The 22534-nt window shown below is 65.9% G+C and carries 18 protein-coding genes and 2 pseudogenes; 13 read left to right on the forward strand and 7 right to left on the reverse strand.

All coding sequences use genetic code 11. From position 1 onward, the window contains the following. Positions 1 to 53 precede the first annotated feature (53 nt). Entirely contained in the window at positions 54 to 1940 is a 1887-nt protein-coding gene (locus OG972_RS44570) for a Na+/H+ antiporter NhaA (protein WP_266992262.1), read from the forward strand. A gap of 9 nt (positions 1941 to 1949) precedes the next feature. Here OG972_RS44570 and OG972_RS44575 read toward each other — a convergent pair whose 3' ends face one another. Beyond that, positions 1950 to 2579 carry a TetR/AcrR family transcriptional regulator gene (locus OG972_RS44575; RefSeq protein WP_266992264.1) on the reverse strand — a complete coding sequence of 210 codons (630 nt, stop codon included), beginning with the start codon at positions 2577 to 2579 and terminating at the stop codon, positions 1950 to 1952. A gap of 1610 nt (positions 2580 to 4189) precedes the next feature. On the opposite strand from OG972_RS44575, the gene OG972_RS44580 reads away from it, so the two are divergent. Together OG972_RS44580 and OG972_RS44585 are read left to right on the forward strand one after the other, a co-directional pair. After that, positions 4190 to 4759 carry a GNAT family N-acetyltransferase gene (locus OG972_RS44580; protein WP_266992266.1) on the forward strand — a complete coding sequence of 190 codons (570 nt, stop codon included), beginning with the start codon at positions 4190 to 4192 and terminating at the stop codon, positions 4757 to 4759. 137 nt (positions 4760 to 4896) lie between these two features. Then, on the forward strand, positions 4897 to 5436 hold the full coding sequence (locus OG972_RS44585) for a glutamate-cysteine ligase family protein (protein ID WP_266992268.1): 540 nt from the start codon (positions 4897 to 4899) through the stop codon (positions 5434 to 5436). A 48-nt stretch (positions 5437 to 5484) separates the two neighbouring features. Here the strand turns inward: OG972_RS44585 and OG972_RS44590 are convergent, their stop codons facing one another. Continuing rightward, a complete protein-coding gene (locus OG972_RS44590; RefSeq protein ID WP_266992270.1) occupies positions 5485 to 7065 on the reverse strand; it encodes an IS1182 family transposase in 1581 nt (526 codons plus the stop codon). Between the two features lie 146 nt (positions 7066 to 7211). Between OG972_RS44590 and OG972_RS44595 the strand changes: the two are divergent. The 6 genes and pseudogenes from OG972_RS44595 (at position 7212) to OG972_RS44620 (ending at position 13926) form a co-directional block, all read left to right on the forward strand. Further along, a pseudogene (locus OG972_RS44595) lies at positions 7212 to 8206 on the forward strand (IS5 family transposase). A gap of 7 nt (positions 8207 to 8213) precedes the next feature. After that, positions 8214 to 8960: a glutamate-cysteine ligase family protein gene (locus tag OG972_RS44600; protein ID WP_266993006.1), complete on the forward strand. Its 747-nt coding sequence runs from the start codon at positions 8214 to 8216 to the stop codon at positions 8958 to 8960. A gap of 122 nt (positions 8961 to 9082) precedes the next feature. Then, positions 9083 to 10376: pseudogene (gene egtB / locus OG972_RS44605) on the forward strand (ergothioneine biosynthesis protein EgtB). Further along, positions 10376 to 11137: an ergothioneine biosynthesis protein EgtC gene (egtC, locus tag OG972_RS44610; RefSeq protein WP_266992272.1), complete on the forward strand. Its 762-nt coding sequence runs from the start codon at positions 10376 to 10378 to the stop codon at positions 11135 to 11137. The pseudogene egtB and the gene egtC overlap by 1 nt, the downstream one beginning before the upstream one ends. Positions 11138 to 11765: 628 nt before the next feature. After that, positions 11766 to 12311, forward strand: coding sequence for a carboxymuconolactone decarboxylase family protein (locus tag OG972_RS44615; RefSeq protein WP_266992274.1), 546 nt, complete (start codon positions 11766 to 11768; stop codon positions 12309 to 12311). Positions 12312 to 13584: 1273 nt separating this feature from the next. Further along, entirely contained in the window at positions 13585 to 13926 is a 342-nt protein-coding gene (locus OG972_RS44620) for a GNAT family N-acetyltransferase (RefSeq protein ID WP_266992276.1), read from the forward strand. A gap of 380 nt (positions 13927 to 14306) precedes the next feature. Here the strand turns inward: OG972_RS44620 and OG972_RS44625 are convergent, their stop codons facing one another. Further along, positions 14307 to 15521, reverse strand: a complete 1215-nt coding sequence (locus tag OG972_RS44625) for a transposase (RefSeq protein ID WP_266992278.1) — start codon at positions 15519 to 15521, stop codon at positions 14307 to 14309. A gap of 115 nt (positions 15522 to 15636) precedes the next feature. Between OG972_RS44625 and OG972_RS44630 the strand changes: the two genes are divergently transcribed. From OG972_RS44630 to OG972_RS49735, 3 genes are all read left to right on the forward strand, one after another. Beyond that, complete coding sequence (locus tag OG972_RS44630; RefSeq protein ID WP_266992280.1) at positions 15637 to 16035, forward strand: transposase; 399 nt, start codon at positions 15637 to 15639, stop codon at positions 16033 to 16035. Continuing rightward, positions 15954 to 17114, forward strand: coding sequence for an IS30 family transposase (locus OG972_RS44635; protein ID WP_266991287.1), 1161 nt, complete (start codon positions 15954 to 15956; stop codon positions 17112 to 17114). The genes OG972_RS44630 and OG972_RS44635 overlap by 82 nt, the downstream gene beginning before the upstream one ends. Before the next feature lie 123 nt (positions 17115 to 17237). Continuing rightward, positions 17238 to 17720, forward strand: coding sequence for an IS3 family transposase (locus OG972_RS49735; protein WP_353961663.1), 483 nt, complete (start codon positions 17238 to 17240; stop codon positions 17718 to 17720). Here the strand turns inward: OG972_RS49735 and OG972_RS44645 are convergent. Continuing rightward, positions 17653 to 17955, reverse strand: a complete 303-nt coding sequence (locus OG972_RS44645; RefSeq protein ID WP_266992284.1) for a group II intron maturase-specific domain-containing protein — start codon at positions 17953 to 17955, stop codon at positions 17653 to 17655. The two genes, OG972_RS49735 and OG972_RS44645, sit on opposite strands and share 68 nt — an antisense overlap. Before the next feature lie 229 nt (positions 17956 to 18184). Beyond that, positions 18185 to 19003, reverse strand: coding sequence for a group II intron maturase-specific domain-containing protein (locus OG972_RS44650; protein ID WP_266992286.1), 819 nt, complete (start codon positions 19001 to 19003; stop codon positions 18185 to 18187). On the opposite strand from OG972_RS44650, the gene OG972_RS44655 reads away from it, so the two are divergent. Next, complete coding sequence (locus tag OG972_RS44655) at positions 19002 to 20243, forward strand: IS4 family transposase (protein ID WP_266992288.1); 1242 nt, start codon at positions 19002 to 19004, stop codon at positions 20241 to 20243. The two genes, OG972_RS44650 and OG972_RS44655, sit on opposite strands and share 2 nt — an antisense overlap. 190 nt (positions 20244 to 20433) lie before the next feature. On the opposite strand, the gene OG972_RS44660 is transcribed toward OG972_RS44655, so the two are convergent. Beyond that, positions 20434 to 21039: a reverse transcriptase domain-containing protein gene (locus OG972_RS44660; RefSeq protein WP_266992290.1), complete on the reverse strand. Its 606-nt coding sequence runs from the start codon at positions 21037 to 21039 to the stop codon at positions 20434 to 20436. Positions 21040 to 21585: 546 nt separating this feature from the next. Continuing rightward, positions 21586 to 22440 carry a group II intron reverse transcriptase/maturase gene (gene ltrA, locus OG972_RS44665; RefSeq protein WP_266992292.1) on the reverse strand — a complete coding sequence of 285 codons (855 nt, stop codon included), beginning with the start codon at positions 22438 to 22440 and terminating at the stop codon, positions 21586 to 21588. Positions 22441 to 22534 lie beyond the last annotated feature (94 nt).

Here is a 22534-nt window from a genome sequence, read left to right on the forward strand (position 1 = left end):
GGACGTCGGCCGCGCTGCCGCACTGGACGGCGCGAACAGTCCGCAGTGTCCGCATGCACACGCCGCTCCGCGATTTCCTGCGTACGGAGACCGGGAGCGCATCCGTGCTCCTCGCGGCCGCCGTCGCGGCGCTGGCCTGGGCGAACGCAGCACCCAGTAGCTACGAAGGCTTCTGGCACACCGAGCTCGCCATGCGCTTCGGCGCTCACGGACTGTCTCTCGATCTGCGGGAATGGGTGAACAGCGGCCTGATGACGCTGTTCTTCTTCGTCGTGGGCCTCGAGGCACGCCGGGAATTCGACATGGGCGAGCTGCGCGAGCGCAGGCGAGCCACCCTCCCCGCGGTCGTCGGCCTCGCCGGCATGGCTGTCCCCGTCCTGGTCTATGTGGCCTGCAACGCCGGGCACGCGTCGGCGCATGGATGGGGCGTTGCCATGTCGACCGACACCGCATTCGCCCTCGGCATGCTGGCGCTTATCGGGAAACGGCTACCGGCAGGCCTGAGAATCTTCATCTTGACCATCTCCGTAGTCGACGACTTCGTCGCCCTCGCTGTCATCGCCGTGGTCTACAGCGGACACATCGAGCAGTCCTACCTGTGGCCCGCCCTCGCTTGCTTCACCGGCATGCTCGCCCTTCACCGCACCGGCGCCAAGCGTCCGGTCTTCGTTGCAGTAGCCGCAGCCGCAGCCGCAGCCGCGTGGCTCATGCTGCGCAAATCCGGCGTCGAACCCGTCATTGTGGGTCTCGCCTTGGGGCTCCTCACGTCCGCCTACCCGGCGAATCGGGACGCCCTGGAGCGGGCCAGCGGGCTCTTCCAGGCCTTCCGTGAGCAGCCCACGCCCGAGCTCGCACGCGATGCGCGCATCGGCGTCGCGTCGGCCATCTCGCCGAACGCCCGGTTGCAGCGCCTGTATCACCCGTGGACCAGCTACGGGATCGTCCCACTGTTCGCCCTGGCCAACTCAGGCCTGACCATCAGCACGGACGAAGCGAGCACAGCGTTCACCTCGCCCATCACGCTGGGCATCATCGCCGCCTATGTCCTGGGCAAACCGGCGGGCGTGATCGGGACGTCCTGGCTCATATCCCGGCTCCGCGGCGGGAGCCTTCGCCCCGCTGTCGGGTGGGGCGCCCTCGCGGCGGGCGGGGCGATCACCGGGGTCGGTTTCACGGTCTCGCTCCTGATCGCGACCCTCGCCTTCTCCGGGCGGGACCTCACTCAGGCGAAGATCGGCGTTCTCAGCGCGGTCGTCCTCTCCGTCGTCACGACGTGGCTGATCGCCTGGACCCTGGGCCTCCTCCCGGAACAGGCCCGCATCCGGTCTCTGCTGGGAAGCGCGGAATCCATCGTGGACCTGGTTCCCCCGGTCAACGACCGGCGCGACCATGTCCGCGGCCCCGTCGACGCTCCCGTCACCGTGGTCGAGTTCGGCGACTTCGAATGCCCCTACTGCGGTCGGGCAGAGCCGGTGATGAGAGATCTTCTCGCCCACGCGGGCGACGTCCGCTACGTCTGGCGGCATCTCCCACTCACCGACGTGCACCCCCATGCCCAGCTCGCCGCAGAGGCCGCGCAGGCCGCCGGCGACCAGGGAGCGTTCTGGGAGATGCACGACGCCCTGCTCGCTCACCAAGGCGCCCTGGCGACCGACGACGTTACCCGGTACGCCGAGGAGATCGGCCTCGATATAGACCGCTTCCACACCGGCCTGAGCAGCCTGGCCGGCGCGACACGCATCGCGGAGGACGTGGAGTCCGCGGACCGAAGCGGCGTATCGGGAACGCCGGCCTTCTTCATCAACGGACGGCGGCACGATGGCGCATACGACATCGAGAGCCTGACTGCCGCCGTCAAGACGGCGCGGCTTCGAGTGAGCCTGCAGCAGACAGCCCGCAGGCGGCTCTTCACCGGCGTGCGCGGCGGTGAACCGGGCTGAGGGCCCGGTTCAGGCCACGACGTACGAACGCACGTGGTCCAGGGCCATCTGCATGGAGACGCGCATCGGTTCGACGTCCTGAGCGGTCTGGGCCAGCAGATAACCACCCTGGAGGGCGGCCATGACGGCGGTGGCGAGCTGGTCAGGGTCTGCTTCCTCGCGCAACGTCCCGTTTTCCTGCATGCGCCGCAGGCCCGCCGAAATGAACTGCTCCCACTCCGCGAACGTCTCCGCCAACTTGCCCCTCGACGTGGGATCCTGCGCGGCCCGCGCGCTGACGAGTGAGCCGAGCGCGCACCCGTAGGCCCCGTTCTGCAGGGAGTTGAGGTGGATAATCGTGTCGGTCCATCGCTCAAGCGCACGAATGGAATTCATCCGTTCCAGCAGTTGGCGATCACGATTCAGGATTTGATCGGCTCGCAGATCGATGACGCTGTGGACGAGCTGGTCTTTGTCCGCAAAGTGACGGTAAAGCTGGGATTTGCTCGTCCCGCTTGTCGCTCTCACATCGTCGAGCGTGACCGAGTCGACGCCCCGCACGTAGAAGAGCTCGGCAGCGGCCTGAACAATACGGTTTCGGGTGACGGCACCGCGCGCAGTCAGGCGTCGCTCCTGTGAAAGGGCAGCATCTACGGACATGTGGTCGATATTACTACGGTCGATCACCGCGTTCCCGGAGGAGCTGGAGGGGGCGGCAGGGACGGCTGGCGCGCTCCCGGACGCGTCAGCAGAATGCTTCCCGCCGGTCGGTAGATCGGACCCGCGGGGCCCGTTCTCGGCTGGTACACGTGTTTCATCTGCCATCGTGGACCATCTCCGCTTCTCGCTGGATACGACGCCACAGCAGGTAGCGCCCTACTCCAGCCCGGCTTCCCTCACGCTGACGTGCTGTCCTACCAGGATGCAACGGTCCGCTGTGGGCACGATCGAGTCCAGACGCTGACGACGACTTTCAAGAGTCGCCCTTCTAGGACTATATAGTCCTCTTGATTTCTTGATGGCGGAAGAGGGCAGCAGCGCGGAATGAATTACGAATAAATTCCCGCGCTTATCAGTGACGACGATCTGCGCCGCGTCCCTCCCGGTGAGCGGCAGCGCGGAGCTCGCCGCCCGTCATCCTCCGCAGCATGAACGAGGACCTCTGTCGGCGGCCTACCGGAGACTGAACGCCTTTCGTACCCGACCCCGGCATCGAACTGCTGATCGCGGCGATGCCGGGCAGCCGGGCTTCCGGGCCGCTGGCGACACTTGATCGGGCTCGCTCTACCGGCTGAACCGCAAGGAGCACCGGCACAGCCTGCCGGCGGCGGCTTCCTCCGCATCCGCACCGCCGTCGTGGCGGCCGGCAATCCACGGCAGTTCGGGCAGCACGCGGCAGACCTGTTTGGGGCGTGGGGCCCGCACTGTGTGCCGGATGGGGCGTACAGGCGCATCACCGGCGCGACGGGGGATCGATGCGCCCGCACTCCTGCGGGCCCGCCCCGGACACCGAGGCGTGGGCCGATTCGCAGCCCGGCCCGCGCATTGCGCACCGAAGGAGCGGCTCCAGACCGCCCACCGACGACCCGAAGCCCGAGTGGGCCCGGGCAAGGGACTGTGGAAGGAGGGGATGCCCGCGCCCGTCGGCTGCGCGGAGGCATCCTCGGTGCGGGCGAATCCCTTCAAGAGTCCCGCCGGGCGCATGAGCCAAGGCCCCTCCGGCCGTATGCGAGCCGTCACCACGAGGCTCCCTCGCTGCACTGTTCGTCCGGCCGAGGACGGCGCCTCGACGAGCGCGGCGTGCAGTAGAAGATATACGGCATATCTCGATCGTGCAGCGGGGGCCGCCAGTCCAAGGTGCCGTCCGATCGTTGCCAAGCCCCTGTGAACAGGGATGATGTCGCGAAAGGACTTGACGGTCCTCTTTCTGTTTGACAGGCTGACCGCCGTGCAACGAGCGGCTTCTCTCAGCACACCGTGATCCTTGGCGCGAAGACCCGGGGCCCCAGGCGACGCCTGTCACGCCGCGAGGAAAAGCACAGGCCACGATCCGAGATCGGAAACCGCGCGAACACCGGACGGCACGAGCTGACGGCGTCGGTGGAGGACTTCCGACTCGAACATCGGGTCAAGGACTCATGATTCGAGCCGTTCAACCTTGCGCACGCTCCAAGCGGTTCCCACTCCGCCGTTCTCGGTGAACGTCTGAGAGGCGATTGCCCCACCAGATGGCCTTACTGATTGCACGCTGAAACAGGCGGTGAACCACGATGACCCAAACGGCAGAAGTCACGATCGAGAGCAATCAGATCCTCACGCCCCGCTTGCGGCTGAGGAAATGGCACCTCGACGATGCGGCTGCCGCAGTGGCGGTTTACGGTTCCGACGAAGTCACACGATGGCTGGCGCCGGCAATGAACACCGTCCCCACCGCGGCACAGATGAAGTCGCTCCTCAGCTGCTGGAAGGCGAACTGCGACGCCCTGCAATACCCGGCCGGCCGCTGGGCGATCGAACTCCGCGAGAGCGGAGACGTGATCGGAGGCGCCGCTTTGCTCCCGCTGCCGCCCTACGGCGAAGATCTGGGAGTCGACTGGCAGCTCGCGCCGCAGGCCTGGGGCATGGGCCTGGCGTCAGAAGCCGGCCACGCCGTCGCCCACTACGCCTTCAGCTCAGGCGCCGCCGATGAGGTTTTCGCCGTTGTGCGCCGCAAGAACGCACGGGGATGCTCCACGGCGAAACGCGTGGGGATGGAGTGGGTCGGAGAGACAGAGAAGTACTACAACCTTCGCCTCCAGGTCTACCGCCTCCGCAAGGGCGACCTCGACATCCCCACATAATCAGCTGGCACCTGCACGAGAAGACAAACGGTCGATCGGCCGTCAACACCCGTGCGCGCAAAAGACCGCCACGGCTCCAGCCAGTTTGGATGTCGACCCTGTGACGTCCGCTCTTACCCAACAAAGGTGGTTCACGCATGTCCCTTGGGGAGGACGAAGCAGAGGCGCACGTCTACGAAGCGGGCTTCAACAGAAAGCCGTCCGCACAAGTGGGCGTGGAAATGGAGTGGTTGATAGTCGATCCCCGGGACGCGCGACAGCACATACCTGCCGACCGTACGTCTCAGATTTACGAAAGCCTACGGGCCTCGAACGCGCTCCCGGGAGGCAGCAAGGTCACACGAGAGCCCGGCGGGCAGATCGAGCTCAGCTCCCAGCCCTTCCGCACTCTCGCCGAGTGCGTGGAGGCACTGGCCACCGATCTCGACCGACTGCGCGAAGCGACCTCCGACGCAGGTGTCGCGCTGCTGGGCTGCGGAGTCGACCCTTACAGAGAGCCGCCACGACTGCTCGATCAGCCGCGTTACCGGGCCATGGAGGCCTTCTTCGACCGCGGGGGCCCCTGGGGTCGGATCATGATGCGACGTTCGGCGTCCCTGCAGTTCAACCTGGACTCCGGCGATGACACGCACGGAACCTCGGGCTACAAGTTCCGCTGGGAACTAGAAGACTCATGAAGATCTTGGTGAGGGCTGTCCGGCCGTCAGGCCGGGCGGCCCCTTTGGTCATGCGCTGGCCGGGGCGAGGTGCCAGGTGCCGCTGGTGTGGGTGAGTCCGAGGTTGATCAGTCGGCGGAGGTTGAGGGCGGCGGCTCGGGTGTGGAGCCAGGCGTCGTTCTTGAGGGTGCCGCGGTAGCGGAGTTTGCGGTTGCCGTGGTGGACGAGCCAGGCGACGGTGCGTTCGACCGGGGGTCTCCAGCGGCGGTAGTCGGCCTGCCAGGCGGGGTCGGTGGCAGCCTGGTGGCGGGCGGCTGCTTGGAGGTCGTGGTGCGGGCGGATGGTCAAGATGCGTCCGGCCTTGGCTTTGGTGCACCGCTGGCGTAAGGGGCATCCGGTGCACAGATCCTTGAAGGTGGCCTTGCGTTGGTGGTGTCGGCCACCGGGCTCGGACAGGCTGACGGTGTGTCCGGCGGGGCAGGTCACGGTGGCGGCGGTGGTGTTGATGGTGAAGTCGTCGAGGGTGAAGCCGCCGGGGACGGCCGGCCGCAGCGGGGCGGGTTTGAGGAAGAGTTGGTGCCCGGCCTCGTGGAGGGCCTGGCGGGCGTCGCCGGTGGAGTAGGCGGTGTCGCCGAAGGCGTCCACCGGGGTGTCCTCGTCGGCGAGCAGGTCCAGGCCGACGGCCGCCTCGTGGTGCTCGGGCTCGGCGCCGGGCCGCAGGGCAACGGCGGTGTATAAGCCGGTCTCGGGCTCGATGGCCAAGTGGGCCTTGAAGCCGTCCTGCTGGTGGCTGCGGGTCTTGTGGACGTGCCGGGCTTCCGGATCGACGGTGGAGACCATCCGGCCTGGGGCGGTGCCCCGCGTAATGCGCCAGCGGCCGTCGCGGCCGTCGGATTCATCGGCGGGCTCGACGTCCTGGCCGGCGACCAGGGCCAGGATGCCCACCGCGTTCGCGGCTTTCTCGCCGAGTTGTTGGTCGGGCAGGTGGCCCAGTAGCCGCAGCGCGTCCGTGACCAGCGCGTCGACCAGATCGGCGCGGGCCTGTTCATCGTTCCAGGCAATCTTCGGTTTGCCCGGGTCGGTGTAGTCGTGGGCGGTGCACTGGGCGGCCGCGACCGTTTCGGCACCGGGAACCTCGCGGATCACCGCCCGGACGGCGGCGATGAGCTGGGTGACCGTGTCCTGGGTGGCGACCGCGTCGTCCAGCACGGTGGAGTCCAGCGCCCGGCGGTGCTTGCCCTTCAGGACCCCGGTTGCCTTCACCACCTCACGCACGGCCTCGAACACCCGGTTCGGCCGGGCGGAACGGGCCAGTCGGCGGCGGAAGTAGGCCAGCAGCGACGGATCGAACGCCATGTCGTGCAGGCCCAGACCGCACGCGGCCTTCCACCGCAGGTCGCACCGCAGTTCCTGGACCGTCTCAAAGTCCGACAGCCCGTGCAGGGCCTGCAGCGTGATTACGGCGGCCAGGATCTGTGGCGGCATACTGGGCCGCCCGTTCGCCGACGGATACATGTCCGCGAACATCTCAGCCGGAAACAGCCGACCCCGATGCTCGGCCAAGAACGCGAACACGCTCCCAGCCGGAATCAGACCCCGACACGTCTCCCACACGTCCGGCCCGACGCTCTCGCCGATCCACTCGCCCATCGCCACAAGACGAGTCTGGCCCTGCCGTGTGCGCGGCAGGGCCAGAACCCAAGATCTTCATGAGTCTTCTAGGGCGTGTTCCAGGTTCAGATCACTGTTGGGTCAAATCGCTCCGCCGGAGTGGCTCGGGGCGGTAGACATCCGGGGTGACGCGAGGCGATCTGACGGATGCAGAGTGGGAGTTGTTCGAGCCGCACCTGCCGCTCGGCGTGAGCGGACCGATCCCTGACCTGCGTAAACAGTTGAACGCGGTGATGTGGAGGTTCCGGACCGGGAGCCCGTGGCGCGACATCCCCGAACGCTACGGGTCCTGGTCCACCGTCTACGGCCGCTTCCAGAAGTGGGCCCTTGCGGGCACCTTCGAGACGCTGATGGAGCGGATGATCGCCGAGGCGGCCCGGCGAGGACAGGCCGATCTGGACCTGGTCAGCGTCGATTCCACCGTCGCACGCGCGCATCACCACGCGGCCGGCATGGCCGTCGACCCCGAGCTCCTGGAGGAACTGGTGAAAGCCGCCGAGGAGGAAAAGGGGCTCCAGCAAAGGGACAATCCGCCCAGGTGACGGTCGAAGGCGACCCGGTCGAGGAAGCGTTACGTGCCGAACGACGACGGATACGCCGCCGCCACAAGGCCCGCCTGAAAGCTGCCGCGTTGGGGCGCTCGCGGGGCGGGCTGACGGTCAAGACGCACCTGGCCACCGACCGGCGGTGCCGCCCGCTGTCGTTCGTGGTGACGCCGGGACAGGCGGCCGACAGTCCGCGTTTCGCCGCAGTCCTCGGCCGAGTCAGGATCCGTGGGCCGGTCGGTCGGCCCCGCACCCGCCCCGGGGCCGTCGCCGCCGACAAGGCGTATTCCTCCCGCGCGAACCGCTCCTACCTGCGTAAACGCCGGATCCAGGCGGTGATCCCGGAGAAGAAGGACCAGGCCGCCCACCGCAAGAAGCGAGGCTCGAAGGGCGGCCGCCCCCTCTCTCACGACGCCGAGCTTTACAAGGAGAGGAACACCGTCGAGCGCGGCATCAACAAGATCAAGGAATGGCGAGGGCTGGCCACCCGCTACGACAAGACTCCTACCAGCTACCTCGCCGGACTCCACCTACGCGGATCGATCATCTGGCTCCGGAGTCTCCGCCCCACATGATCCGAACCTGGAACACGCCCTAGCCCACCGGTTGGGGCCGGTTCTGGTTGCCGCCTTCGCCAACTCACCCGTGCTCACCGGCCGGCCGACGGGATGGCTCTCCACCCGGCAGGCGGTCTGGTCACACATGGACGCCGGCCGCACGCGCGAGCCGCGCTACCAAGCCGACCCGGCAGCGGCCTGGTCCTGCTATGCGCTCGACGCGAACGTGCTGGCCATTCCGGGCGCCGAAGACACCGACTGGACAGCCCCAGCCGACCTCACCTTCCGCGAGTGGATCCGCGGCCGTGCCCCCAGCTTGCGCCGCCCCACCCTGGCAGATCTCGACTACCACCTGACCACGCTCTTCCCGCCGATCCGCCCGCGCGGCTGGCTGGAGCTGCGCATGACCGACGCACAGAACGGCGACGACTGGGTGATACCCGCCCTCCTGACGGCCACCTTGCTCAACGACGCCCAGGCCGCTGACGCCGCGGCGGCGGCCACCGAGATCCTGTGCCAAGACGCCCAGCCCGTCCCCACTCACGAAGTCTGGACGCGGGCAGCCCGATGCGGACTGGCCGACCCTGACCTGGCCAAGGCCGCCATCGCTTGCTTCACCGCAGCCGAAAGCGCCCTCGTGCGCAGCAACACACCCCCCAAGCTGCTGAAGGCCTTCACCGACTTCGCGGAGCGATACACCGTGCGCGGACAATCTCCGGCCCACGACCGGCTGGAGGAATGGCGGCACGCCGAGACTGAAGACAGGACATGACACAACACCCTCCAACCACCGGCCCGTCCGACTCCTCCAGCGTGCCGCCTTCCACCACAGACTCGACCCCCGACGACACGGCGGACGCCACCCAACACCCGTCGGCTGTTGCACGCAACGCGCTGGACGAAGCCCGCCAACGCACCCTGGCGCTGGTCGACGCCGTGCCCGACGAAGACCTCGTAGCACAGCACTCACGCCTGATGTCGCCCCTGGTCTGGGACCTCGCGCACATCGCCAACCAAGAAGACCTCTGGATTGTTCGGCAAGCCGGCCACCGCCCCGGCCTGCGCCCAGACCTGGACCCGCTCTACGACGCCTTTCAGCACCCGCGGGCCGACCGTCCCTCTCTGCCACTGCTCTGCCCGAGCGAGGCGCGCCAATACGCCGCCGTCGTACGAGAGGAGACATGGGCCGTGCTCGCCGAGGCGGACACGACCCCGGCGAGCCCCGACCCGCTGCTGGCCGACGCGTTCGTGTTCGGCATGCTCGCCCAGCACGAGCAGCAGCACGCCGAGACAATGCTGGCCACCCACCAACTCCGCAAAGGCCCGCCCGTCCTGGCCGCCCCGACCCCGCCCGCCGCAACGGGCCCACACCGCCTGCCGCGAGATGTCTACATCCCACCGGGCGCCTTCGTCATGGGCACGAGCACCGCCCCTTGGGCCCTCGACAACGAGCGACCCCACCACACCGTGGACGTGCCCGGCTACTGGCTCGACACGACACCCGTCACCAACGGCGCCTACCAGGAATTCATCGAGGCCGGTGGCTACCAAGATCCCCGCTGGTGGACCCGCGAGGGATGGCAACACGTGCAGAAGGCGAAACTCCAGGCGCCTCTGTTCTGGTTCCGAGACGCCGGACAGTGGACCCGCCGCCGCTTCGGGCACATCGAGCCCGTGTCCGCGAATGAGCCGGTCATGCACGTGTGCTGGTACGAGGCCAACGCCGACGCGCGATGGACCGGCCGCCGCCTTCCCACCGAGCAGGAATGGGAAAAGGCCGCCCGCTACGACCCGGAACACCGACCGCTCACGGCGCTATCCCTGGGGCGATACTGACCCGGATCCTCAGCGCGCCAACCTAGGCCAGCGCCACCTGCAGCCCGCGGCCGCAGGGAGCTATGCGGCAGGAGAGGCTCCGAGCAGGGCACGTCAGCTCATCGGAGACGTCTGGGAGTGGACGTCTTCCGACTTCACCCCCTATCCGGGATTCACCTCCTTCCCCTACAAGGAGTACTCCGAGGTCTTCTTCGGCCCCGGCTACAAAGTGCTCCGAGGCGGGGCCTTCTCCGTCTCGCCGGTCGTCGCCCGCACCACCTTCCGCAACTGGGACTACCCCATCCGGCGGCAGATCTTCGCGGGCTTCCGCACCGCCCGTGACGCCACACCCCAGGAGAAGAGGGACGACTGATGTGCCGCCACCTCGCCTACCTGGGCCCGACGGCGCCCCTGGCTCAGCTGCTCATCCATCCCGCGCACAGCCTGTACGAGCAGTCGTTCCGGCCCTACCGTCAGCGGCACGGAACCGTCAACGCCGACGGTTTCGGCGTTGGCTGGCACCCGGCCGGCCACGATCCTTGGACAACCCACCACGCACCGGTACCTGCCAGACGCTACCGTCGGGCGATACCGATCTGGGCCGACGACAACTTCGCGGAGATAGCCGAAACCATACGCAGCCACTCCATACTCGCGGCCGTGAGGTCCGCCACCGCCGACACCTCGCATGAGGAGTCCGCGGCCGCGCCGTTCCACCGCGAGCAGTGGCTGTTCAGCCACAACGGAGCCGTCCCGGACTGGCGACACCTGCTCGCTGACCTAGGCGAGACCGAGCACCTGGTTCTCGACGCGCGCTCCGACTCCGCACTGCTGTGGGCGCTGGCCGCGAAGCGGCTGTCCACCGGCAGAGAGCTGCCCTCACACGTCCTGCTCGAACTCTTGCGCGAGATAGCCGCAATACGCCCCACCGCGCGTCTGAATCTGCTGCTCTCGGACGGCCAGGCCATCACCGCCACGGCCTGGGGGGACACTCTGTGGTACCGGCAACGACCAGACTCGGTCATCGTCGCCTCAGAACCGGACGAGGATACGGGCGAGTGGAGCGAAGTCCCCGACCGGTCGCTGCTCGTCGCCACCCCGGACAAGGCGGACGTCACCCTGATTAGCCGGTGACGGCACCCGACGCCACCGTGTCCGGAAGGCCTCGGCACGCGTGAGAACAGCGTTTTGACCCCCGGCCGACCAGTCCGCCGGGGGTCGAGACGTTGCCGCGTAGAAAGTGGCTCTCCCCACTCCCCCGATAACCGGTCCAGGCGTGCACCGGCGCCGGAGCAACACGACGAGACGGATCGTCGTACTGAGCGCCTCGCTCACCGCCGTAGCCACCGCGGATGACGGATCGAGAGCACCAGGCCAGGTCCGAAAAGTATGCGCCGACCCTTCGGCCGACTCGTGGCATGCCGGTCCCACTCCGCCCTGGCTCGAGCCTCTTGCCACTCCGATCGGCGTGTCCCAGGCCTGAGCCCTGCGCACTCGCTCCGAGCACCGTCTGTGGCCTGTGGAAGTCATACGAAGCGGGCTGGCCACGGAGCTCCTCTCCTTCAACTAGAGATGGACCTGTAAGACCTTTTCTAGAGAGAGGTGATGCACTGAACTGCTCATTTAAAAGAAAGATGGCAGTTAACTGGACTATCTAGTCCTCAATATGTCACCATGAGTCAGCCAGGGAACGCCGTGAGCGGTTCGCCGCCAGCCGGCTCCTGACACTCGCCTACTGACCGTTGCAAGCAAGGAGACATCCGTGTCCCGCATCGAGATCCCGCAGAGCATCGACGAGGCCCCGGTCGCGTCCCAGCCAGTCCTCGAGGACGTCAATAGGCGGTTGGGCATGCTGCCCAACGTCTTCCGGCTGCTGTCGAACAGCCCGACTGTTCTCAAGGGGGTCGTCGACCTCCAGAACACGCTGAGCCGAGTGCTGGACGCCAACACCCGGCACGCCCTGGCCATGGGGGTCACTGAGATCAACGGCTGCAACTACTGCCGCACCGCGCACAGCTTCGTGGCGGCGAACGTCAGCAAGCTGTCGCTCGATGAGATCCACCTCAACCAGGCGGGCGACTCCAGCGATCCCAAGCGTGCGGCGGCCGTCAAGTTCGGCCGAAAGGTCACTGAGCTGCGGGGCAAGGTCAGCGACGAGGACCTCCAGGAGGTGCGGGCCGCCGGCTACACAGACGCCGAGGTCCTGGAGATCGTCGCGTTCTCCGTGCAGACCCTCATGACGAACTTCATCAACAACCTGGCTGACACAGATGTCGACTTTCCGTCGGTGGAGCCGACCGCATCGTAGGTACCCTCGGCTGCGCACCCGCCAGCCTCACTACGTCCGCGGGCATCAGTGGGCGTCGAGTCAGGCCAGCAGCATGCTGATCGTCGGAGTGAAGTTGACTGAAGTGAAAACACTCGAGCCGGCAACTGCCGAAAGAGTGGTTCGTTCGTCGTCGACCGTGCGAGTCGGCTGACCGTCAAGGTCGAAGTGCCCGTACGGCTGGCGAGTACCGATATCGCTGCTTCTTGAGGACGAGCTATGCATCGCGTGCCTCCCAGAGCAGACCGTGACTCGGTCACTGCTTAGTGGCACCGGTCCCTTCGGAGAGCCCCGGGCCTTCCCCCGTGATGGTGGACACGCGTACCCCCACCCCTCAGTGCAAGCATCACGTCTCGCCGCAGCCCCTCTAGCCGCGGCATCGACGGCCGAACGCACTGACGGACCCTTGCAGTCGCCTCGCCCTTCCCCAGAGGTGATCGCCCCGGAGGGCATGCTCGGCCCGCTGGCCGGCCTCCTCATCGAGCGCCTCCGCGTCAGCGGCGATGTGGCGGCGGCCAAGTTCGAAACCACCTCTCCCATCGACAATCCGGCCCGAGAAGCGGAGTCAAAGGCGTCTTCTTCCGCTGGCTGCGCCAAGAACGCCCGGACCTCGTCGCCGCCTACACACGGCTCTACAGCTCCGGCTCGCAGACGCCGGAACAGTGCAGGGAGTGGCTGAGCAACCAGATACGCCCGAGCGTCGCTCAATACGGTCTACCCGACCCCGGACCTGACATCGAGGACAAATTCGCACTGAACGGTCGAACCGCAACCGTTCAGAATCCCGGAGATCTAACGCTCTTCTGAGCCGTTCCTCGAACGCCTACCGGGCGCCAGCGGCACAAGAGTCTGAGCCGCGAGATGACCGAACCGCATCTGAGGCGAGAATGAGCACGCCACACCGTCTTCGCAGCCGATACACCGCGCGACAGGGCAGGCAATCAGTTCATGACACACTGCGCCCTCACCTCACGCGGCGGGGCAAGACCGAAGCGGCGGACGGCGCCCTCGCCTCACAACTAGGCCTTCAGGTGGCGCACGCCGGCGGCCCAGGCCCTCTCGCCAAGAAGCGACTCCGCAGATCACTGAGGAGTCAGCGACTGCGTGAGCCGGCGCATCGAGCACCTTGGCGGCAGAGAACGGGAATGCGGTGCGCGGACATCGCGTTACCTCCATGCGGACGATATGGTCCATTTGCTCTCCATCGGAGTCGCTCCGTCGTCCGGACGGAGCCCGTACAGATACAGGAACAACAATGGCCGAGAAGCTGTGGGCAGACGCGAGCGACTCGATCGCCGTCTTCCGGGACGACGAAAGCCGGTACTACGAGGTTCAAGAGAACGGCGAGTACGCAGGGTTGCTCGCTTACGAGTGCAAGGGCAATCACTACAGCTTGACGCACACGTTCGTCCAAGAGGGCCATCGCGGCCGCGGCCTGGGGACCGCGTTGATCCGAGAAACGCTCTCCGATCTCAAAAACAAGGGTGCGACCGTCACCAACTGGTGCCCGGTCGTGGACCGCTTCGTTGAGGGCCACCGCGAGTTTCATGAAGTAGTCGACCGCGGATCCCACACCACTGACGAGGCCCGCGGCTGAGACGATCAACATCGTCCCAACCGAGGTGGCGCAAGCAGATCTGCCCGGGCAGCTCGCGCACCTGTCCGGTGCTGCGGCAAAATCTCGCCGATGTCGCCGAGGCTCCCTCCTTCCTTAGGAACCATGCACGTGGCGGTCGTGAGCAGTTCGACCTCGACCGGCCTCACGACCTGTTGAGGCACCAGGAGCTCGAAAAGGGCATCGACTTGGGCATGGAGCAGCGGTCCAGCCGACAGGCCGCTCGCGGACGAAGCGGCCGGGCGGGGATACCTGCGCCCGACACCCGCGAATGACAGCTCATTGCACCGCTCCTCCGCTGGGCAGGTCCGAGCTGTTCAGACGTGTGACTCCTCCCCGTCCTGAAGGGGCGGGGCTTCTCGCTATGCCGGGTTGGCGTTGCGACGGACCAGCCCGGCCCGGAGGACGTTGAGTGCTCCGACTGTGTCGGCGTGCGCGGTGTGGCCGCAGGCCTGGCAGTGGAACGTCTCCTGTGTGGGCCGGTTCCCCTTCGCGGTGTGCCCGCACGCGGGGCACCGCCGGGAGGTGTTGCGGGGGTCTACGGCGATCACTTCCCGTCCGGCGCTTTCAGCCTTGGCGTGCAGGATCGTCAGGAACACCCCCCAACCGGCATCGTTGATCGAACGGTTCAGCCCGGCCTTGACCGCGGCCCCGTTGGGCAGGAAGACGCCCGGCCGGCCGGGGTCCGGTCTCGCTGCGGGCGCCTTGCTCATGTTGCGGATCTTAAGATCTTCGTGCGCGATGAAGTCGTGCGCGCGGACCAGGCCCAGGGCGGTCTTGTGCGCGTGGTCCAAGCGCTGGCGCCGCACCTTGCGGTGCAGGGCAGCGACCTTGTCCACGGCACGCCGGTGGTTGCGGGTACGGTTCTTCGCCTTGCGTCGCGGGAACCGGGACAGGGCCTGCTGTGCAGCCTGAAGCTTCGCAGCGGCCTTGCGGGCATGGCGTGGGTTGGGGATGTGTATGCCGTTCGAATCGGTGAGATACGAGGCTATGCCCAGGTCGATGCCGACCGTGCTGCCCGTTGCCGGGAGCGGTTCGGGCTGGTCCTGTTCGGCGGTCAGCACGACGAACCACGTGCGGCCCTCACGCTTGACCGAGACGGTCTTGACCTTGCCGGCCACGGGCCGGTGCTGGTTGACCTTGACATGCCCGACGCCCTGGAAGCGGACGCGGGTCACGGGGTCGTGCGGGGTGGCATCCCACCGGACCCCGTCGCCGTCCTTGGGGAAGTCCACCGTGTCGAAACGGCCCACTCCACGAAAGCGCGGATAGCCCGGAGCCTCCCCGGACTTGATCCGGCGGAAGAACGCGGCGAACGCCTTGTCCAGACGGCGCAAGGTGGCCTGCTGCGAGGAGAACGACCAGCGCCCCTGACGCTCCGGATCGAACGCCCGGATGTCCTTCAGCTGCGCCGACTGCTGCCCGTACCGGACCGTGGTCCTCGAGACATGCCGGTAGGCATCCCTTCGTTCCTGTAACGCCCCGTTGTAGAGGGAGCAGTGATCGCGCAGCATCTCGCCGAGCGCGACCGCCTGCCGGGCGGCGGGCCGCATCAGAAACTTGTACGCACGAATCATCCAGCTCACCCCCCTTTCGGTCAGTCCGGTGAAGTTCCCCCGCTGAAGTGGACAGCCTGATACTGGGACGGATCGGTCCCGGAGAAAGCAGTCCAGGTTGAGTGGCAAGAGCAACATGAGCAAGCGGTACACGCCGGAGTTCAAGCGGGACGCGGTGGCACTGGTCCGGTCGTCGGGCCGGAATGTCACCGAGGTCGCCCGGGAACTCGGTGTGAGTCCGGAGGGGCTTCGCGGCTGGGTGAAGCAGGCGAAGACTGACCGCGGCGAGGGGGCACCCGGCGCGCTGACCACGGCGGAGAAGGACGAGCTCCAGCGGTTGCGCAGGGAGAACCGGGAACAGCAGCAGACGATCGAGATCTTGAAAAAAGCAGCGGTGAGGTCAATGGGTCGGTGCAACATCCCAGGTAGAACGGTTACTGGAGGTGTTGCTGGGTGGCGAGGATCGGGCGTCCGGGGTTGTCGGACGAGCAGAAGCGTGAAGTGTGGCGGCGATGGCGGGACGGGCAGTCGCTGAGCGAGATCGGGCGTGCGCTGGGCAAGGTGCCCGGGTCAATCCACGGGGTGGTCGCGGCGAACGGCGGTTTTGTCCCGGCGGCCAGGACCCGATCGGCCGGGGTGCTGTCGCTGGCGGAGCGGGAGGAGATCTCCCGGGGCCTGGCCGCCGCTGACTCCTTCCGGGCGATCGCGGGCCAGCTGGGGCGGGCGCCGTCCACGGTCAGCCGTGAGGTGGGGCGTCACGGCGGGCGTGAGAAGTACCGGGCCGCTCGCGCGGACGAGGGCGCCTGGGGCAATGCCCGGCGCCCGAAGTCCTGTCTGCTGCAACAGAGTCCGGCCTTGCGGGACACGGTCGCGGGCAAGCTGAAGGAGGACTGGTCGCCGCGTCAGATCGCAGGCTGGCTCGCCCGCACCTTCGCGCCCGAGGACGGTATGTACGTGTCTCACGAGACGATCTACAAGAGCCTGTTCATCCAGGCCCGAGGCGTACTCAAGAAGGAGCTTGTCTCCCATCTGCGCCGCCGACGCACGATGCGCCGCTCGAAGAACGCCTCCACCGCAGGTCAGCAGCGCGGCTGCATCCGCGACGCGGTCTCCATCCGCGAGCGTCCGGCCGAGGCCGAGGACCGGGCTGTTCCCGGCCACTGGGAAGGCGACCTGATCACCGGTGCGAAGAACAGCCACATTGCCACACTGGTCGAACGGCACTCCCGCTACGTCATGCTCGTCCGGGTCGCAGGCAAGGACACCACCAGTGTGATCTCCGCGCTGAGTCATCAAGTCCGTTACCTGCCGGACGGGTTGATGACTTCACTGACCTGGGACCGGGGTACTGAGCTGGCCGACCACAAGCGGTTCACGATGGCCACCGACGTCAAGGTCTACTTCGCCGATCCGAAAAGCCCCTGGCAGCGGGGATCGAATGAGAACACCAACGGACTCCTCCGCCAGTACTTTCCCAAGGGAACCGACCTGTCCGGATATACCCAGGCCGACCTGGATGCCGTCGCGCTCAAGCTGAACACCCGCCCCCGGCAGACCCTCGGGTTCGAAACTCCCGCTGATAGGCTCGCGGCAGCTGTTGCATCAACCGGTTGACTCTGCCGCGGCCTTCTTCGCAAAGGAGACGATGAAGTAGGCACGCTGTGCCGTTTCATCGACGCGGAGAAGGCCGCCGAGACCAACCCCGGCGGCTACAGCGTGGCCCTGCTGTGCCGCGTCATGGGGATCAACCGCTCCAGCTACTACGCGTGGCTGGTGGCCCGGCCGGCAGCGGCCGAACGACAGTGCGTCGAGGACGAGTTGACCGAGGAGATCCGTGAGATCCACGCCTCCTCGCGGGGTGCCTACGGTGCCCCGCGCGTGCACGCCGCGCTGCGGCGTAAGGGCCATGCGGTCAACCGAAAGAAAGTCGAGCGGATCATGCGCGAGCGCGACATCCGCGGCGTCACCCGCCGCAGGCACCGCCACCTGACGCAGCAGGACACCAAGGCCGCACCGGCTCCGGACCTGGTCGGCCGCGACTTCACCGCCACCCGGCCCGGCACGAAGCTCGTCGGGTCGGGTAGCCGGAGGGAACTTCCCCCTCCGGCTCCCACAGAACCGTGCGTAACAGTCTCCCGTTACACGGCTCTTGTCACCCTGAGCACCAGAAATGGCGGGCAAACCGCCAGTGGAAGAACATCCCTGGGTATCGCTGTGTGATCCCCTGGAAGCACTCCTTGGCCTTCTTGAAGCCCGCGAGCCGCTTGTACTTTCGGCGGATCCAGCGCACCAGATAGGCGTTGATGCGCCGCAGGAGGGGCTCCAGCGCGGAGCGGTAGAACGCCCCGTAGTACTGAATCCAGCCCCGCACGATCGGGTTGATGAACCGTGCGAGCTGGGCAAAGGTATGGCGAGTGCGCCGATGAATGCGCCAGCTGCGCACCTCGGCACCCATTCTCTTCAAGGCGTCCTTGCTGACTGCAGGCAGGAAGCACGGAAAGGTCACTCCGTGCCTGCTGCGGGCCGCGCGGGCTCGGAACGTGAACCCCAGGAACGTGAACGACGTCTGCGCGTACGCACTCCGCCGGTTCGCGTCCTGTCGGGTGGCCCGGGGGAATCTCACCCCCGGGCTCCCACAGATCCCGGCGTGAACTTCTCAGTTCACCGGGCTCTTACTGTCCTGGTCACCACACGCGCGGTACCGAAGGAACCCATTGCCAATGCACAAGCAGGCGAGGGTATCGCTTGACGATCCCTTGCCAACTTTCCTGGGCTTTCTTCCTTGACCGCAGCCGTTTGTATTTCTGACGAATCCAACGCACCAAGTAGGCATTGATGCGCGTCAGGAGGGGATACAGCGCCGATCTGTAGAAAGCGCCATAGTAGTTAATCCAACCTCGCACGATCGGGTTGATCTCCCGCACGAGGTCCATGAAGGTGTGACCAGTGCGTGAGTGCAGCCTCCAGGACCGCACTTCTGCACTGATTCTGTTCAAGGCATCCTTACTGATCGCAGGCAGGAACGAGGTGAACATCTTCCCCTCCCTGTCCCGCGCTCCACGAGCCCGGAACGTATATCCCAGGAAGGTGAACGATGTGTACTCATGCGAGCCACGCCGCGTCCCGTCCCGGCAATAGACAATCCTGGTCTTCTCCGGATGCAGCGCCAGCCCGACCTCATCCATCCGCTCCATAAGCGCCTTGAGCACAAAACGTGCCTGGCGTTCGCTGAAACAGTGCAACACTGCATCATCCACATAGCGTTCGAACCTGATGGCCGGGAACTTCCTGGCCATCCATGTGTCGAAGGCGTAGTGGAGGAACAGGTTGGCGAGTACGGGTGAAACCGCTGAACCCTGAGGAGCAATGCCACTTAGATAAGCGGTCTGGTAATCGGTCGTCCACATATGCACAGGGACACGCCCGGGGTGTTTGTGGATGGTCAACTGATCCGGTTGCCGCACTTCCTTCCTGCCGGTGAACCGGTTATGTTCCTCGCTCATGGGCGGGGTGCGGGATAACGTGGTGCCGGTTTCTGGTGTGCGCTTGACCGACCGGGTGGGTGTCGGGGTTCTGACACGTCTGGTTCATCGGGACCTGGTCGATGAGGTACTCGCGGAGACGGGCCGTACAGAGAAACGGTCACGTTTGCTGCCGGCGCGTGTCGTCGTCTATTACGTGATGGCTCTGTGTCTGTTCTTCGGCGAGTCGTACGAGGAAGTGATGCGTCTTCTCGTCAACGGCCTACGTTTTCTGGGGACATGGCGGAAGGACTGGACGATTCCCACGACGGGTGCGATTTCCCAGGCGCGCCGGCGTCTGGGTTCGGAGCCGCTGCGGGTGCTGTTCGAGCGGGTGGCATTGCCCTGCGCGCAGCGGGGCACGCAGGGAGCGTGGATGGGTCGGTGGCGTCTGATGGCCATTGACGGGTTCGTCCTGGATATTCCTGACACCCCAGCAAATGATGGGGAGTTCGGCCGGTCCGGGGGCACACGAAATCCCGCGCCTTTCCCCCAGGTGAAGATCGTGGGGCTGGGTGAATGCGGGACTCATGCTGTGGTGGCGGCCCGGCTGGGTCCCTGGCGCGTGGACGAAGGCGTTCTCGCCGGGGAACTCGTCGCCGATTTCGAACCAGGCATGCTGGTTACCGCCGACCGGGGATTTTACGCATATCGTCTGTGGGAAGCGGCCGCGGCAACCGGTGCTGATTTGCTGTGGCGCATGCCCGACGGCCCTCATCTGCCGGTAGTCCGGCCGCTGAAGGACGGATCCTATGAGTCGTTCCTGCTTGACCCGAAGGTCCGTCGGCGGCGCGCAGTCCAGCGTCACCGCGGGTCGGACAACATAGAGGAGCCGTCCGGGATTCCGGTCCGTGTTGTCGAATACGAAGTGACGAACCGCGAAGGTAGAGGAGAGATCTTCTGCCTGATCACCACCGTTATGGACCCGGACGAGGCTGGTGCCGCTGAACTCGCCGCTGCCTATGCCGAACGGTGGGAGTTCGAGTCCAGCCTTGACGAGATCAAGACCCACCAACGCGGCCGCGGCGGTGTATTGCGCTCGAAAACACCGGACATGGTCGAGCAGGAGATCTGGGCACTGCTCCTGACCCATTACGCGGTCCGGCACCTGATGTGTGAGGCAGCCGAACAGGCCGACATCGACCCGGACCGCCTATCGTTCATGCGGTCACTTCGTATCATCCGCCGCCAGATCACAGGCCAGGCGGGTTTTTCCCCCTGACCGCCTCGCGAAGGCCCTTGAAGTCGCCCGCACGGAAATAATAGAAAGGCCCAATCCCCGTCGGAGACACCGCACCAGCCCACGAGCCGTAAAGCGTGTCCACGTCCACGCCTACAGAAAGAAGCAGCCCACCGAAACCATCATCCACCACCCCGACCCACCCCACATCAAAATCCTCGCCGTTTCCTAACTAAGTGGCATTGCCCTGAGGAGTCCCGCGGTCGCGCTGCTGCAAGGTCCCGTCGGGCAGTTGCAGCGGGGCATTGAGCCACCGTCGCACGTACAGCACCACCCACGGGGGGTCAGTGTTCGCCTCTACCGCTTTGACGATCAGGTCCCACGGGACACTGTCGAAGAACTTCCGGATGTCGAGATCGATCACCCAGTCGGCTTTCCAACAACGTCGCCGGCAGACCTCGACTGCATCCAGCGCCGAGCGCCTCGGCCGGTAGCCATAGGAGTCAGGATGAAAGATCGGCTCGACCTTCTGCTCCAATACCTGGGCCACTACCGTTTGCGCAATCCGGTCGCCCACAGTCGGCACCCCGAGAATCCTGGTGCCACCACCATGCGCCTTGGCGATCTCCACCGCCTGCACCGGGGGCGGGAAGTACGAACCGGAGGACATCCTGTTCCAGATCTTGTACAGGTTTCCCTTGAGATCCTTCTCGAACTCCTCGATCGATACCCCGTCGACCCCCGGCGCCCCTTTGTTGGCCTTGACCTTCTTGTACGCCTCCCAGACAGCCCGTTTCGAAATTTCAAACGGCTTGCCTGACGATTTCAACTCGTCCACGCGACTCCTCCCAGGCACTCAGCCCGGTTGATCGAACGAACAACAGCCACGAACAGCCCGGCCCCTTGGCTCCACTCCCATTACAGGAGCTTCATCACTACTACGAACCGGTCCGCCAGCGGACCCCGACTCGGTACTCAGCCCCTTGTGGTTTCTGCCACTTGGGGCGCTCCCTTTCGCCCACCCGAGGGTTGACGGCATCGGGGCACGCCTTCTCCCGTTCCGTACGGAAGCGGCAGATCAGGATCACGTCGTCTACATGCCGGACACCACCTGGCCAATGAGCGGGTTCCCGCCAGACTTGTCCCGGGATAACTGCAACATCCCGGTTTTGATGTCAGCTGTTCGTGTTACGACACGTCAGCAACGATTCGCTTGCGCTCGTCTTCCTGATCCCTACCTGACGTCTCTTACGACGCCTTTTCCTCATCGCTCACCACGACGGTCTTCAATCCAACGCAGCATGAGGCGGTTTGAAGCCTCCCCCCGCAGGGCGACTTCGAAGGGCCTTCCTTCATCTTCCGCACAGCACCGCATCAAGTCGCTCTACCTACATAAAGCTTCCCTTCGCGTTCGGGACACACTGCAGTAGACGATCCGGGTCTTGGCCGGGTGCAGACGCAGCCCGACCTCCTCCATCCGGTTCCCGATCGCCTCCACCAGTTGCCTGGCCTGGCGCTCGCTGACGCAGTGCACGACCGCGTCATCCACATACCGCTCGAACGGGGCAGCGGGGAACTCCCGGGCCATCCACATGTCGAACGCGTAGTGCAGGAACAGGTTTGCCAGCACGGGCGATACCGCTGACCCCTGTGGGGTTCCCCGGTCTCGCTGCCGCAAGGTGCCGTCGGGCAGTTGGAGCGGCGCTCGGAGCCACCGCTCCACATACAACTTCACCCAAACGGCGTCGGTGTGAGCCTCCACCGCCTTGACGATGAGGTTCCAGGGGACGCTGTCGAAGAACTTCTGGATGTCCAGATCGACAACCCAGTCTCTCTTCCACGCCCGCTCTCGGCATTTCTCCACCGCGTCCAGCGCGGACCGTCCAGGCCGATACCCGAAGGAATCGGAGTGGAAGACTGGTTCCACCTCCCGCTCCAGCCGGGCGGCGACGACGGTTTGCGCGATCCTGTCCGCGATCGTGGGAACGCCTAGAATCCTGACCCCTCCACCATGCGATTTCGGAATCTCCACCGCTCGCACCGGAGGTGGAAAGTAGCTGCCCGAGGACATCCGATTCCAGATCCTGTAGAGATTCCCCTTCAGGTTCTTCTCGAATTCATCGATTGTGCAGCCGTCCACTCCCGGCGCGCCCTTGTTCGCCCTAACCTTCTCCCACGCCTCCCATACTTCCCACTTCGAGATTACGAACGACTTCTCCGACACTTTCAGCGCATCCACGCGACTCCTCCCAGGGAACTCCTGGTTGATCGAACGAATACAGCCACGGATGACCCGGCCCCTTCGCTCCACCTCCATTACAGAGGCTTCGGCA

Source organism: Streptomyces sp. NBC_01669 (assembly GCF_026339735.1).
In the GTDB taxonomy this organism is placed as follows: domain Bacteria; phylum Actinomycetota; class Actinomycetes; order Streptomycetales; family Streptomycetaceae; genus Streptomyces; species Streptomyces yanii.

Bases quoted from the DNA above. Each gene is read 5' to 3' on its own strand.
- OG972_RS44645 (WP_266992284.1), bottom strand. From the start codon at position 17,955: ATGGGTGCCGAGGTGCGCAGCTGGCGCATTCATCGGCGCACTCGCCAT.
- OG972_RS44590 (WP_266992270.1), bottom strand. From the start codon at position 7,065: ATGGGCGAGTGGATCGGCGAGAGCGTCGGGCCGGACGTGTGGGAGACG.
- OG972_RS44625 (WP_266992278.1), bottom strand. From the start codon at position 15,521: ATGATTCGTGCGTACAAGTTTCTGATGCGGCCCGCCGCCCGGCAGGCG.
- OG972_RS44630 (WP_266992280.1), top strand. From the start codon at position 15,637: ATGAGCAAGCGGTACACGCCGGAGTTCAAGCGGGACGCGGTGGCACTG.
- OG972_RS44620 (WP_266992276.1), top strand. From the start codon at position 13,585: ATGGCCGAGAAGCTGTGGGCAGACGCGAGCGACTCGATCGCCGTCTTC.
- OG972_RS44570 (WP_266992262.1), top strand. From the start codon at position 54: ATGCACACGCCGCTCCGCGATTTCCTGCGTACGGAGACCGGGAGCGCA.
- OG972_RS49735 (WP_353961663.1), top strand. From the start codon at position 17,238: ATGGGGATCAACCGCTCCAGCTACTACGCGTGGCTGGTGGCCCGGCCG.
- OG972_RS44575 (WP_266992264.1), bottom strand. From the start codon at position 2,579: ATGTCCGTAGATGCTGCCCTTTCACAGGAGCGACGCCTGACTGCGCGC.
- egtC (WP_266992272.1), top strand. From the start codon at position 10,376: ATGTGCCGCCACCTCGCCTACCTGGGCCCGACGGCGCCCCTGGCTCAG.
- OG972_RS44580 (WP_266992266.1), top strand. From the start codon at position 4,190: ATGACCCAAACGGCAGAAGTCACGATCGAGAGCAATCAGATCCTCACG.
- OG972_RS44585 (WP_266992268.1), top strand. From the start codon at position 4,897: ATGTCCCTTGGGGAGGACGAAGCAGAGGCGCACGTCTACGAAGCGGGC.
- OG972_RS44655 (WP_266992288.1), top strand. From the start codon at position 19,002: ATGGGCGGGGTGCGGGATAACGTGGTGCCGGTTTCTGGTGTGCGCTTG.
- OG972_RS44650 (WP_266992286.1), bottom strand. From the start codon at position 19,003: ATGAGCGAGGAACATAACCGGTTCACCGGCAGGAAGGAAGTGCGGCAA.